The following is a 13,502-nucleotide window of genomic DNA, read 5'->3' as shown; positions in this document are numbered from 1 at the left end:
TTAGGTGAGGAGGCCGGGAAGGGGTGGAGCCCCACCCACAAGCGCCCCCACACCGCGATGTCATCCCGCCGCAGGCCGGATGCCCATCCACATTACCCACCGCCCGTCACCCTCGGGCCTGACCCGAGGGCTCTACACTTCGCCCAAGCCATCGCCGCAAACGAGCCCACCCACCAGCGCCCCCACCGCGATGTCATCCCGGCGCAGGCCGGGATCCATATCCGCATCCCTCCCCGACCGTCGCGCCCTCGGCCACCTCACCGCCTGGATTCCGGCCTCCGCCGGAATGACCCTGTGGTTGCGGCGCGAGTATGCCTCCTTCACCTCGTTGATCCAGGAAAGTCAGCCCTCAGGCTTGATCCGGGGCTCGGCGCGCGGCCCCGGGTGAGAGGACCAGCTCCATCAACTGGTAACCGATTACCCGGCCTAATAGCTGGAAGGTGGAAGACGGCAAGACGTGCTTCAACTACGGCCCTTACACCTACAACCCGGTCACGGGTTCTGAGGGCGACGGCTGGGAATGCGCCTCGGTCGAATTCTACTTCCGCCCCCATCACCGAACGCGCCAAGGGCGAGGTGCTGCGGCTGGAGGGGCGAGATACGGTGCCGTTCGAGCTAGGACTGGAGCAGACGAGCTTGGCTGAGATTTCGGTAATGGTACGGCGGTAGGGCATGCTAGGGCAGAGCTTGGAGTATCCACTCGCGCTCGAATGAAGTCAGGCTTGCACTTTGAGCCGCGGCAAGCCTAGTGAGTCGTTCACCTAACGACTTTACTGTATCGTCTTTAGCTAAGAAGCGCTCCGAGATTTGCATCGGTACCCCTTGCTCCTCAAGCATCTTTAAAGCGTCAGCTCTAAACCATCGTGGCATCTGTGCGAGGTACAAGCCGTAGTTTGCTGAACCCCCTGCCACATTTGTCATCGCCTCTACAGCGGCGAAAAACTCGGGAAGACTATACTCTACAGCTCTAAGGAACTTGAATACCCCGTCAACTCTCTCTTCGTCCCCCTTGTAATTTTGAAAGTGCCAATGGAAAAATGCCTTCAGCGTGGGAGCTGAACGGAGTTCAGCAAGGTACTTCGCGACTTGTTTGTAACTCCCACGTCCCATGTCTTGGGGCTTTTTGAAGTGGGAAATTACCTCGCAAACTGCTTCAACGTCTTTGTATTCCGGCCAATTCTGCCACGAAAGCGGGACGCCGCGCCTCAACCGGGCGGCGACCATACCTCGCAACTCGATAAGAACATCCACTCCGATACTGGAGAACCGCCTAAGGCTGTCTATGCTCAGGCCAGATCGGCTAGAGAGCTCTTCGACTCTGCTATCGATAGCAGGGCTACTATCCTGTTCTTCGATATGTATGACATAATCGTCTGGAGCCTCCTCCCAATCTCCGAACAATGGAGCATCGACGTCAACGTCAGCCTCCTCCGGTGGCTTGTGGAAGAGGTACACTTGGCCAACATGGTGCTGACCAAGTCTGCCTGCTCTCCCCCGGATATTAGAGAAAGTAAAAAAGTCGTAGGGTCGACCATCTATCTTCTTATCATAGATCATCACGGATTTAGCCGCCGTGTTCACGCCTTCAATCAAGGTTGACGTACAAAGAAGAACTGGAAGATCTCCGTCGTTGAACAGCCTGATGAATTTGGACGCCAACGCTTTTGGTATCCGTCCATGATGGACCCCGATTCCCGCAGCCACCGCCTTTATTAAGGGCCATCTTGTGCCGAAGTTCTCGCCCATCCATGAGGCTAGATCACGGCCACCGTCCAAGTCACTATCTGCGGGAGTCAACTCAGCCGCCAAGGCATTTGCACGGTCGGGAGCAGACACGAAGATCAGAGCTGGCCAATTCTTAGGCTCGAACGCTTCTTTCTTAAGTCGCTGATCTTTATCAGGAACGGAGCCCAGGTTTATTGTGTCCACCGCTACGGTCGAGAACCTAGTTCGCAAAAACTCAAAGCGCCATCTGGTGTCGCTAGCCAGCGTGACATTATCGATGTTAGGCCCTAAGAAGAAGAACTGACGTGCATGGCTTAAGAGGCGATAAACTGCAGCGTTTAGTGTTATACTTCTGTCATCTCTTCTGGACGGATCAAGTTTATAAAATTCATCTACAACCACGATGTCGAGGGATCCAAGGTCTGTACGATTGATAAGCCTCTCTTGAGTGCCTAGATATACCACCTTCTGACGCGTAGCTTTCTCGGAATGATGCATGAGGACGTCGTATTCGTCGCCAAAGCGTTTCGTTATTCTACGCCGAAACTCGTCTAAAAGCGCAATAGTAGGCAGTACAATCGCTACGCGATTGAATTTTCCACTCAATATCAAAGCATCAACTAAGATACTTTTTCCAAAACTCGTTGGCGCACTCAGAATAAGGTTCCTACCGCTCAGTAACGAATTTAGCGCTGCCACCTGCTCCCGGTGAAGCGAGAGGCCTAGTCTCTCAACATTTGACGAAGCCGCGATGAACCGGTCACGTTTGTCAGCAATCTCCTGATCTATGTAGTTCCAAAGGCCAACAGCACGCGCTAAACTGCTATGGATCTCGCGGTACCCCTGCAATTCTGGTCGTTCATCAATTAGCTCAGCTAGACGCGGCACAACCGCTAGAAGGTCAGGATCGTCTGCTTGCAGAGTTTGCACTGCCCTAGATGCTTCTGAGATGATGCTGAAGACCTCACCCTTCAGCTCTATCCCACGCAGCCGGCGTACCGCGGGCCAATCTATATTGGCGATGCTCATTGCAATCCCTTCAACCTTTTGTCGAAAGCTTTGACGATGTCAGCCTTTTTAGGAATCGGAATATAGATGACGGCTAGCCGGATCTTGTCAGCAAGTTCGGAGTGCATGACAGCGTTCGACATAGCGTCCAACTCCGCTCTGGCACTAGTTACATAGGCCGCATCGGCCGCAGCAGCGGTCGCGGCAGCCTTGCTCTCGCAGAAAACACCGATCGGGAATACCGCGGCCGACAGAAAGTCATCGATTTTGCCGTTCTTACTGAACAGCTTTGACACCTCATCGGAATGCGGAGTGCTTTTTGGTATTTGTGGACCGAGCAGTATCTTCTCGTTTTTCAAGAAACCGGCATCAACATGCTTAGAGACAGAATTGATCGCGTCGGAAATCGCCTTTTTTGGATCTTTGTAAAGCTTCGACTCCCCTAACCAAATCTCGATTTTACCATGCGACGGAAAGCGCGCGTGGACCATATCGAATGCTTTGATGACGTCGTTGGAAGCGGATTTGTAGAAAACCCGCGGACTGATTGGCACTGTCTCGAAAAAATCACGACATATGGCGTGAAGTGCGATCTCACCCACTTCACCGCGGTTTTCATATTTTTCACTGGTGTAAACGCGTACAGCAGCCTGATTGTGCTTAAGTAGCGCGTTGCCGTGATGTACTGCTAGCTCATCTTCTCTAAGAGCGTAGTCGGGGAGCCACTCAGCAAGGTGAAAAGCGAACTCATCACACCGCCAAGCGCCTGCGTCGAAACCTGCGCAGTAGTATTGTGAAAGGAATTCTGACGCACTTCCTGACCCAAGCAACTCGAGAAACCTTTCCGGCTTACTATCGTAGACGCTCAAGAATCACATCCTCACTTCTTTTGCTGAATTTTCGGGTTTTTCGTTAGCGCAGCAAGAAGAAAAAGCACTGAGCCGCCTGCCGGTCACTATTGTTTGCAGTTATCAAAACTAATCCCCGCCCCCACCACCCGCGCTTATCCTCTCCTGTCCGCACATGCCGCACAGGAGCCATCATGCCCGCCACCCTTTCCCAAGCCCTTGCCGAGCGCCACGAGGCGCTGTGGCTGAAGCTTTCGGCGCTTCACAAGGACGTTGCGGCGCTGGCCGCCAGGCGCCCCACTGCCCCGGTGTCGGAGCCGATCCGCATCACCGCCGAGGCACTGCTCAGCGATTGCGCGCCGTTTGGTGGCGGCAATCGTTTGCCGGTCGCGGCGCCCGAGCTGGCCGGGCTCCTGGTGCAGCTGGGGCAGGCGCTGGCCTGGCTCGAGCATTTCGAGACGCGCTTTACCCTTTGGGACCCGGCGCAGAAATGCCGGTGCTGGCGGCTCGAGAAGTCGCGCCTGCCGGTGATGCGCCTTCATCCGCAGCCGGTCGGGGCGGAGATGGGCACGAAAGTCACCGACGAGATGCGGCAGCGCGTGTTCAAGCGCATGGAGCAGCTTTATGGCGGGCAGTATGAGCAGGGCTTTGCCGCCGGCCGCGCGGCGCGGCAGGGCAGGCCTCCGGCCGAACCGGGCAGCAATCCGATGGCGGGAGAAACTTATCCCCGGCTGCGCAATCTCACGTAAACTCCTCCCATCCATCCCACACGGTGGCCTGCAGACGACAGTGGTGGTGAATGGGCCGGGCGCATGGCAACGTCAGCCAGGGCGGGTCGAGGCATGGGCCGTGGTCTCCGCGAGCGTTGGAGACCACGCGAGTCCCGTGTCCGGCATAAAACCGGACGCCCCGAGGCGGCGATCGTCTCACTATCAAATTCACCAGAGGCGAAAGCCGTCTCGGGGTCCACCTTCTCTCAACCGGAAACCTCAGGGTTTACCGGGCTTTCCGGCTGCGCGCCCGACATTTGTGATGGAACCAAGACGCTGCGCTAACCCTTTGTTGACCATGATTCTTGGGGGGATCGATGATCGGTACTCAGTTGGAACGTCTGCGGGCGGATGAGCGGCAGCCGCGCGATGCAGTGATTGTTACGGTCCGCAAGGCGCTGGGCCGCACCGTGGCCGATGTGGCGGCTGTGGAAGTGATTGCCGATTTTCCGCTCCCCGTGCCGCAGGCGCTCAAGGCTGCCGAACAGCTCCGCCTCGAGGCCGGGCTCAAGCGCATCGCCGTGATCGTCGAGGATGGCGACTGGCGCCAGGAATGGGGCCAGCTGGTCGGCTGACGGGGCCGGACGATTCCCGCCCCGCTTGTGGGCGGAACGTGCTAGAGAACCGCAACTGGGGCACGTCCTCCCCAAAAGCGGAGTTTCCATGCATAAATACAAAATCGGCCAGAAGCTCGATCTCCTGCCCAATCGCGGCGTTTCGAGCCGCAAGGCGGGCGAATGCACCATTGTGTCGCTCCTCCCCTTCGAGGGGCATGCGGTGCAGTATCGCGTCCAGTCCGCCACCGAAACGCACCAGCGCATCGTCAGCGAGACCGACCTGCGCGTCGCCGCCAGCTAAGCGGCAAAAGGGCAACACTGCCCATCCGGCATCCTTGGCCGGGCGGAACGATCCTCCAGGGCCCCCGTTGTTGGGGCACGGGGCGGTTCACTGCGCGTCTCCCGGCGCGCTTCCGCAAGGCAGGCCACAGCGCCTGCTCAAACAAGGAATAAAACCAATGAAGAAGATCCTTATGGCCTCCGTGGCCGCGCTTTCGCTCGCCGCTGCCGTTCCGGCTTATGCCCAGGACACCGTAGTCGGCGTAGAATCCAACAGCAGCAGCGAGGCGGCCGGTGCCGTGGTCGGTGCTTCGGGTGGCGGTGCCACCGGTGCCGTGGTGGGTGGGCTCCTGGGCGGCCCGATCGGCGCCGTGGTCGGCGGTTTTGCCGGCGCGACGCTGGGCGCCACGGCCGGCATCGAGGCTGCATCGGTCGAATATGCCACCGCTAATCCGGTGGAGCCGATCTATATCCAGGGCGCGACCGATGTCGGCTATGTCCTGCCGGCCGAGGTCAATGTCTACCCGATCCAGGGTGACGAGGCCTATGGCTATGTCTATGCCAATGACCGCGTCTGGATCGTGGATCTCGAGACCCGCGCCCTGGTGCAGTCGCCCGGTTACCTGGTGCCGCAGGCCAGCGCCGACTATGTGCTGGCCAATCCAGTCGACCCGATCGATGCCACCGGCGACATCGTGGTCGGCCAGGTCCTCCCCGACGGCACCACGATCTCGACCATCCCCGATTCGCGCTATGGCTATGTCTATTACGGCGAGCGCCCGGCCCTGGTCGATGCCGATACCCGCACGGTGATCTGGGTCCAGTAAGCCCACCGCAACTTACACGCCGCCCGGTTCGCGCCGGGCGGCTTTGCTTTGCCCCGCATGCGCGCTAGACTCGCGGTCGTTCTTTGCCAACGGGGCCATCCTTGACCAAGCCGGTGCTCGCCATCACCTATTGTACGCAGTGCAACTGGCTCCTGCGGTCCGCCTGGATGGCGCAGGAAGTGCTCTCCACCTTTAGCCTCGAAATGGGCGCGGTGACGCTGGTCCCCTCAACGGGTGGCGTCTTCGAGATCACCCTCGATGGCGAGATAGTGTGGGAGCGCAAGCGCGACGGCGGCTTCCCCGACGTCAAGCAGCTTAAGCAGCTGGTGCGCGACCGCATCGACCCCGAGCGTGACCTCGGTCACATCGACCGCCCATGAGCGCGACGCGGTTCCCCGATGTGATGCTGCTGACCGCCGGCAATACATTGGCGCTGGAGCCGGTCGCGGGGCTGCCGCTGGTCGAGCGCGTCATGGCCAATGCCCGGGCGGAAGGCGCCATCCATTTCGTGGCCAATGGCATGGCAGGCGAGCATGCGGTCCTGGCCCATTTCGGCGGCCTGGTCAAAGTCAGCCGCGAGGAGCAGCCGCTGGGCAGCGGCGGCGGGGTACGCCAGGCCCTGCCCATGCTCCATTCCGATCCGTTCTTTGTCCTCGAGACCACAAGTGTCTGGCAAGCGGGCAAGGACAGGCCGCTCAGACGCATGTTGTCCACGCCTGTGGCCGATGATGCTATCGTTCTCCTCTGCGTGCATTCCCATCAGGCGGTGGGTGTGCGCCGCAGTCATGATTTTTGCCTGGCCCCGGATGGTATGATCACGCGCGATTATGGTGCCCCGGTCCTTTATGCCGGCGCGGCACTCCTCGGCAAAGCGCGCTTCCGTGCCGCGCCCGAAGGCGCCTTTGGCCTTGATGCACTATTCGACACGGTGCTGGAGGCCGAGCGTCTCCATGGCGTGGTGCTGGATGCACCCTGGTTTGCCGTCCGCGACCAGGCGTCGCTCGCCCTGGCCGAGCAGCGGCTCGTCGCATGACGCTTTATTCCATTGCGCCGCATGCGCGCTTCCTCCAGGTGCTGGCGGAAAAGGTGGTCGATGGCACCCTCCTGGGTGACTGGGACCGTTCGCAGCCCTTCTGGCTCAGCGATGTCACCATCATTGTGCCGACCCGCAGGGCGCGGGTGGCGCTGGCCGATGAATTCGGGCGGCTGGGCCAGCTGATGCTCCCAGATATTCGCACCTTTGGCGGCGAAGCCGAGGACGAGGAGCCGTTCCTGCCGCCCTTCGATGCGCCGACGCCCCTGCCGGCGGCAACCCCGCTCGAGCGCCGGCTCGTGCTGTCGCGGCTGGTCCATGCCTGGGCCCATAGTCCGGCAGGACGCGAGGCCTTTTCCACTCCGCCCACGGCCGGGGAAATCCTCGGCATGGCCGAGTCGCTGGGTAGCCTGATCGATGACCTCCTGATCGAGGAGCGCAGCGCCGCCGATATTCGCGCCATCATCCCCGAACTCGACAGCAACCTTGGTGCCTATTGGCAGCAGACTTTGCGTTTCCTCGATATCGCTCTCCAGTACTGGCCGGCGCACCTGGCCAGTCGCCATCGTGCCGACGCCGCCGCGCTGCGGGGCCAGCGGCTCGATCGCCAGGCTATGGCCGCTCCGCTGGTCTACGGCGACCGGCCGGTGATTGCCGCCGGCTCCACCGGCTCGATTGCGGCAACCGCCCGCCTGCTCAAGGCCATCCAGGGATTGCCGCGCGGCAGCCTGGTGCTGCCCGGCTTCGACTGCCGCATGACCAGTGCCGATCACGCGGCGCTGCTCGACGACAGCCACAACCCGCATGGGCATCCGCAATATGGGCTTGCCAAGCTCTTGCGGCGGCTCGACGCCGGCGTGGGCGACGTCATCGAACTGGTGCCCGCCGAGTCGCCGCGGACCACCATGGTCAGCCGGGCCTTGGCCCTAACTAAGGACACGGCGCGCTGGGCCGAGCTGCGCATGTCGGCAGCCGATCTCGATTCGGCAAGCGACGGGCTTGCCGTGATCCAGGCTCGCAACGAGGACGAGGAAGCTCGCGCCATTGCCCTCGCCGCCCGGCAGGCCCTTGAAGACGGCCGCAGCGTCGGCGTCGTTACGCCGGACCGGAACCTCGCCCGGCGCATCGCCGCCGAGCTCCGCCGCTTTGACGTCCTGGTCGACGACTCGGCGGGCGCGCCCCTGTTCCAGTCGCCCGCAGGACGGCTGCTGCGCCAGATCCTGGCGCTCGCCGTCAACCAGTGCAGCGCGGTGGACCTTGTCTCCATATTGCGCAATCGCGCCGTCCGCTTCGGGCTTGAGCGGCCTACGGTGACAGCCCTCACCGACGCGCTGGAACTGGGCCTCCTGCGCGGGCAGCGTCCCGGACCGGGGCTCGACAGCTTGCGCAGCATGCTTGCGGCCAGCCTGGAAAAACGCCTGCTCCATCCGGCGCGGCAGCTGACGCAAGCCGATGGCACGGCCATTTCGGGCTTGCTCGACCAAGTTGATAGAGCGCTGGCGCCGCTGCTGGATCTCCTAAAAAAGCCCGAGATCGAGGCGCATACCTTCGTGGCTGCGCTTCATACGGCCTTCATCGCCTTTGCCGACGGCGCCGAGTTGCCAGGGCGGCCGGAGATGGAGGCCTGGGCTGCAGAGGTGGCGGAGCAGGGGGATGGCGGCCAGCCCTTTGCGCCGCAGCAGCTCGAGGGCGTGCTGGCGGCCTTGATGCTGGGCGTTCAGGTGCGCACCCATGGCCTGCGGCGCGACGATATCGCCATCTGGGGTCAGCTGGAGGCGCGGCTGCAAAATCCTGACCTCCTGATCCTGGCCGGGCTCAACGAAGACAAGTGGCCCGAGGCCGCCGACCCGGGCCCCTGGCTCAGCCGGGGCATGCGGTTGGCGGCCGGGCTGGAGCCGCCCGAACGGCGGCAGGGGCAGGCAGCGCATGACTTTGCCCAGGCTATGGGCAATGGGGACGTGATCGTCAGTTATGCCGACCGCGTCGGCGCCAGTCCGGCCATTGCCTCGCGGCTGGTGCAGCGGCTGGACGCTTTTGCCGGCGGCGAAGCAGCCCGGCGCTGGCGGGACAAGGGACGGGCGTGGCTGGATCAGGCCCGCCGCATCGATGCCGTGACGGCAGTCACGCCCGCGACGCGACCGCTGCCTTCGCCTCCGGCCGCGCTCCGTCCGCGGCGCCTCTCGATCACCGAGATCGAAACGCTGATGCGGTCGCCCTACGACCTTTATGCCCGCCACGTCCTGGGCCTGCGCCCGCTCGACCCGCTGGGCCTCGCCCCCGATGCCCGTGAACGCGGCACCATCACGCACGACATCTTTGCCCAATTCGTGATCGACAACCACGACTTCATGGCGCCCGATGCCTTGGCGCAATTGCAGGCCATCGCCACCGGGAAATTTGCCGGCCTCGCCGGTATCGCCGACCGGCGCGACATCTGGCTGCGCCGCTTCACCACCGCGGCGGAACAGTTCCTCCTCTATGAGCGCGGGCGCAATCCGCTCGTCCGGAAGCGCCATGCCGAGATCAGCGGGCGCTGGACCCTCAAGCTCGCCGAAGACTTCATCCTCACCGGCCGTGCCGACCGCGTCGACGAAATGGCCGACGGGACGCTCGAAATGATCGATTTCAAGACCGGCACGGTGCCGAGCAAGGGCGCCATGCAGGCCTTCGAGGTGCCGCAGCTGCTGCTCGAAGCGCAGATGGGCCGGGCCGGGGCGCTCCAGGGCATCGCTCCCGCCGACACGTCGCGGCTGACCTATATCAAGATCGGCCTGGGTCCGGACGCCTTCGTGCCCAAGGACTTCGTCCCCGCCGACGGCTTCGACCTGATGGCGGCGGCCGACGAGCTGTCGCGCCGCATGCAGGGGCATGTGGTTCACTTCCTGTTCAACGGCGCCGTGGCCATGCCGTCGCGGCTCCTGCCGCTCAAGGGCCAGCGCTTTGCCGGCGCCTATGACCACCTGGCGCGGGTGGCGGAATGGACGGTGTCCGATGGCGAAGAGGGCGAGCCATGAGCGGCGAACGCGGCAAGCTCCAGGTCCCCTTCGACACGGCCGACAACCAGGCGCGCGCCGCCCATCCGGGCTGGTCGATCTGGGTTTCGGCCAATGCCGGCTCGGGCAAGACCTATGTGCTCACCCGAAGGGTGCTGCGGCTCCTCCTGGCGGGGGTGCGGCCGGAATCCATCCTCTGCCTGACCTATACCAAGGCCGCTGCCGCCGAAATGCGCCGCCGCGTCGCCGATGCCCTGGCCAAGTGGGCGGTGATGGAGGCCGAGAAGCTAGACGAGGTGCTGCGCGAGCTCGAAGGCGGCCACCTTGCTCCTGAAATGCACGAGCGCGCCCGCACGCTTTTCGCCCGTGCCCTCGAGACCCCCGGCGGGCTCAAGATCGTCACCATCCACGCCTTTTGCGAATCGGTGCTGCATCGATTCCCGCTCGAGGCGCGGGTGCCCTTCGATTTTTCGGTAATCGAGGACGAGGAGCAGCTCCAGATGCTGCTGACCGCCCGCGAAGCGGTGCTGGCCGAGGGCCTCGGCGTCGAGGGCGCGGTCGAAACCCTGTTCGAGACGCTGAGCGACAGCCAGATCCGCGACGCCATCGAGGCGGCTCTGGGCGATGGGCGCAAGCTCAAGGCCGTCCTCGCCGACCAGGCGGCGAGCAAGCGAAACCTCCGCCGCCTCCTGGGCGTGACGCGGTCGCTGGCCGAACTCGACGACGCCATCCTTGCCGAACGCCTCGTCGGTCCCGCCGAGCTCACGCGCCTCTTCGCCATCTGCCCGCCCAGGGGCGGCAACCGGAGCCTTGAGGACAAGCTGTCGGCCCTCGATCCTGCCGCACCCGCGCCGCAGGGCTGGATGCGCGCCTTCCTCACGGCCGATGACACGGTCCCCTTCAGGTTTCCGGTCAAGGCCATCACCAGCGCCGATCCGGCGCTGGCCGAGCAGCTCCTCGCCGAAGCGGAGCGCCTTGCAGGCCTCGCCGCCGAGCGCCGCGCCGCCCAGATGGTGGCGCGCAGCGAGGCGGTGCTCGACATCGTCGCGGCCATTGCCGGGCGCTACGAAACCAGCAAGCGCCGGCGCTCGCTCCTTGATTTCGACGACCTTGTGTCGCGCCTGGCGACGCTGTTCGAGGCCGAAAGTGCCGACTGGGTGCGCTACAAGCTCGACGCGGGCATCGACCACATCCTGGTCGATGAATCGCAGGACACCAACGGCGAGCAGTGGCGGGTGGTCCGCGCCATCACCGAGGAATTCTTCAGCGGTGCGGGTGCGGTGGAACGGCCGCGTTCGCTCTTTGCCGTGGGCGACCAGAAGCAGTCGATCTATTCCTTCCAGGGCGCCGAGCCGCGCCTCTTCGGGGAAACCGGCCGCGACTACCAGCGGCTGGCGGCCAATGTCGGCAAGCCCTTCACCCGCCTGCCGCTCCACACCAGCTTCCGCACCCTGCCCGAAATCCTTGCCGCGGTGGACCTCGTCAGCGATGCCGAGCATATCCGCGCGGCGCTGATGGAAGAGGACAAGGTCCTTCACAACACCGCCCGCACCATGACGGGCGGCAGCGTGACGCTGTGGCCGCCGGTGCAGCAGGCGGCGGGCGTGCCGCCCGGCGGCGATTGGCCCACCACCGCGCTCGAAACCGAGCAGACCGCCCAGCGCCAGGTGGCCATGCGCATTGCCGGCGAAATCCGCTCCTGGGTCGACCAGGCTCGGCCGCTGACCGGCCGCGGCCGCGCCGTCACGGCCGACGACGTCCTGATCCTGGTGCAGACACGCGGGCCGCTGTTCAGCGAAATCATCCGTGCCCTCCGCCTCCACAACCTGCCCACGCCCGGCGCCGACCGGCTCGACGTCACCGGCCATATCGCAGTGATGGACCTCCTCGCCCTCTGCGATGTCCTCCTCAACACCGCCGACGACCTCCAGTTGGCCGCACTCCTGCGCTCGCCGCTGTTTGACATCAGCGAAGACGACCTGTTCACCCTGGCGCAGCCGCGCGCCCCGGGCGAAACGCTGTGGCAGGCGCTCCTTGGCTGCGTCACGCCCTCCTGCCGCGAGGCGGCCGACCGGCTGACCCGCTGGCATGGAGCGCTGGATTTCGAGCGGCCGTTCGAATTCCTCGCGCAGGTGCTCTATGCCGAGGGCGGGCTCCGGCGCTTCCATGCGCGCCTTGGCGAAGAGGTCGACGATGTTTTTGCCGAATTGCTGTCGCTGGCGCTCGATCACGAACAGCGGCCGCAGCCGTCGCTCCAGGGCTTCGTGGTCGAGCTGCGGCAGCGCTCGGTATCGGTCAAGCGGGAGCTCGCCGAATCGGGGTCCGGCGTGCGGGTCATGACCGTCCACGGCGCCAAGGGGCTCGAAGCGCCCATCGTCATCCTGGCCGATGCCAGCAAGAAACCGATCGCCCAGCAGATCGGCAAGCCGGTCTATGTCCTCACCGAGCATCCCGGTCCGCTCCTGATGCATGCGCCGGGCACCAAGTGGCATGTCGGCGAGACCCTGCCGCACAAGCAGGAGATCGACGGCAATCTCAGCGCCGAATACTGGCGGCGGCTTTATGTCGGCATGACCCGCGCCGAGGACGAGCTCTATGTCACTGGCGCCCTCACCCCGGGCACCGACCGCAGCACGCAGCTGGCCGGCAGCTGGTACGAGGCGATCGAGACCACGCTCCGCCCCCTGGCGGAAAGCCGGATCGACGACAACGGCAGCGAAATGGCGCTGATCTACCCGCGCGAGCGCGTCCCGGCGGCGCCGGTGATGCGGAACGGCCGGGAGCACGCCACGGCTTTGCGTAACCCCCTGACCCTCCCGCCGGCGCCGCGCCCCCTCACCCGCGAGGTGGTGTCGCCCTCCCATGCCAGCCGCCCCGTCATGCCGCTGCTCGCGCTCGACAGCCTGGCCGAGCAGCTGCGGGAAGCCGATGCGGCGCGGCGCGAGGGCATTGCGCTCCATGCCCTGCTGCAGCATCTGGGCCGGGTGGAACGGCGCCTCTGGCCCACCGTCGTGCCCAAGGCCCTCGCAGCGCTCCTCCCCGGCCATGAGGACCAGTACGAGCGGCTCGGCAAGAAAGCGATCTCCATTCTCGAACGGCCGGAACTATCGCCCTTTTTTGGCGCCAACAGCCGCCCGGAAGTGCTGTTCCGCCTGCCGGCCGAACGCGATGGCGTGCCGATAACGCTAAGCGGCCGCATGGATCGCATGGTGGTTGACGAAGCAGGGGTAACGGTGGTCGACTACAAGTCCGACGCCGCAGTGCCCGCCGAACCGGGGGGTGTCGCCGGGAACTATCTAACCCAGCTGGGATTATATGCATTGGTTGCAGGTCAGCTTTTCCCGGGACAGGCCGTGCGTGCGGCGATCTTATGGACACAACTGGAATCATTGATGTTTCTCCCGCCTGACCTGCTGGCGGCAGCGACAAGGGGCTTCACCATGCGGTGAGGGAACTTGCCCC

At 63.8% G+C, this 13,502-nt stretch carries 10 protein-coding genes; 8 read left to right on the top strand and 2 right to left on the bottom strand.

Annotated elements, in window-relative coordinates:
- Positions 1 to 675: 675 nt before the first annotated feature.
- Positions 676 to 2,754: a DEAD/DEAH box helicase gene (locus tag VIL88_RS10070; protein ID WP_331988337.1), complete on the bottom strand. Its 2,079-nt coding sequence runs from the start codon at positions 2,752 to 2,754 to the stop codon at positions 676 to 678.
- Positions 2,751 to 3,602 carry a DUF1837 domain-containing protein gene (locus VIL88_RS10065; RefSeq protein ID WP_331988335.1) on the bottom strand — a complete coding sequence of 284 codons (852 nt, stop codon included), beginning with the start codon at positions 3,600 to 3,602 and terminating at the stop codon, positions 2,751 to 2,753. The genes VIL88_RS10070 and VIL88_RS10065 overlap by 4 nt, the downstream gene beginning before the upstream one ends.
- 173 nt (positions 3,603 to 3,775) lie before the next feature.
- On the opposite strand from VIL88_RS10065, the gene VIL88_RS10060 reads away from it, so the two are divergent.
- The 8 genes from VIL88_RS10060 to addA all read left to right on the top strand — a co-directional run bounded on the left by VIL88_RS10060 (position 3,776) and on the right by addA (position 13,489).
- Positions 3,776 to 4,330 (top strand): hypothetical protein, encoded by a 555-nt coding sequence (locus tag VIL88_RS10060; protein WP_331988333.1) that lies wholly within the window; start codon positions 3,776 to 3,778, stop codon positions 4,328 to 4,330.
- Between the two features lie 338 nt (positions 4,331 to 4,668).
- Positions 4,669 to 4,926, top strand: a complete 258-nt coding sequence (locus VIL88_RS10055; protein ID WP_331988331.1) for a hypothetical protein — start codon at positions 4,669 to 4,671, stop codon at positions 4,924 to 4,926.
- Between the two features lie 88 nt (positions 4,927 to 5,014).
- Entirely contained in the window at positions 5,015 to 5,209 is a 195-nt protein-coding gene (locus tag VIL88_RS10050; protein ID WP_331988329.1) for a hypothetical protein, read from the top strand.
- A 157-nt stretch (positions 5,210 to 5,366) separates the two neighbouring features.
- Positions 5,367 to 6,014 carry a DUF1236 domain-containing protein gene (locus VIL88_RS10045; protein ID WP_331988327.1) on the top strand — a complete coding sequence of 216 codons (648 nt, stop codon included), beginning with the start codon at positions 5,367 to 5,369 and terminating at the stop codon, positions 6,012 to 6,014.
- A gap of 101 nt (positions 6,015 to 6,115) precedes the next feature.
- Positions 6,116 to 6,394 carry a SelT/SelW/SelH family protein gene (locus tag VIL88_RS10040; protein ID WP_331988325.1) on the top strand — a complete coding sequence of 93 codons (279 nt, stop codon included), beginning with the start codon at positions 6,116 to 6,118 and terminating at the stop codon, positions 6,392 to 6,394.
- A complete protein-coding gene (locus VIL88_RS10035) occupies positions 6,391 to 7,047 on the top strand; it encodes a hypothetical protein (RefSeq protein WP_331988323.1) in 657 nt (218 codons plus the stop codon). Before VIL88_RS10040 ends, VIL88_RS10035 begins: the two co-directional genes overlap by 4 nt.
- A complete protein-coding gene (addB, locus tag VIL88_RS10030; protein WP_331988322.1) occupies positions 7,044 to 10,061 on the top strand; it encodes a double-strand break repair protein AddB in 3,018 nt (1,005 codons plus the stop codon). Before VIL88_RS10035 ends, addB begins: the two co-directional genes overlap by 4 nt.
- Positions 10,058 to 13,489: a double-strand break repair helicase AddA gene (gene addA / locus VIL88_RS10025; protein ID WP_331988321.1), complete on the top strand. Its 3,432-nt coding sequence runs from the start codon at positions 10,058 to 10,060 to the stop codon at positions 13,487 to 13,489. Before addB ends, addA begins: the two co-directional genes overlap by 4 nt.
- Positions 13,490 to 13,502: the final 13 nt, after the last annotated feature.

The organism is Devosia sp., assembly GCF_036563435.1.
Taxonomy (GTDB): Bacteria; Pseudomonadota; Alphaproteobacteria; order Rhizobiales; family Devosiaceae; genus Devosia.
The sequence above is the reverse complement of the archived record's forward strand: the minus strand, read 5'-3'. Positions and strand labels throughout refer to the sequence as shown.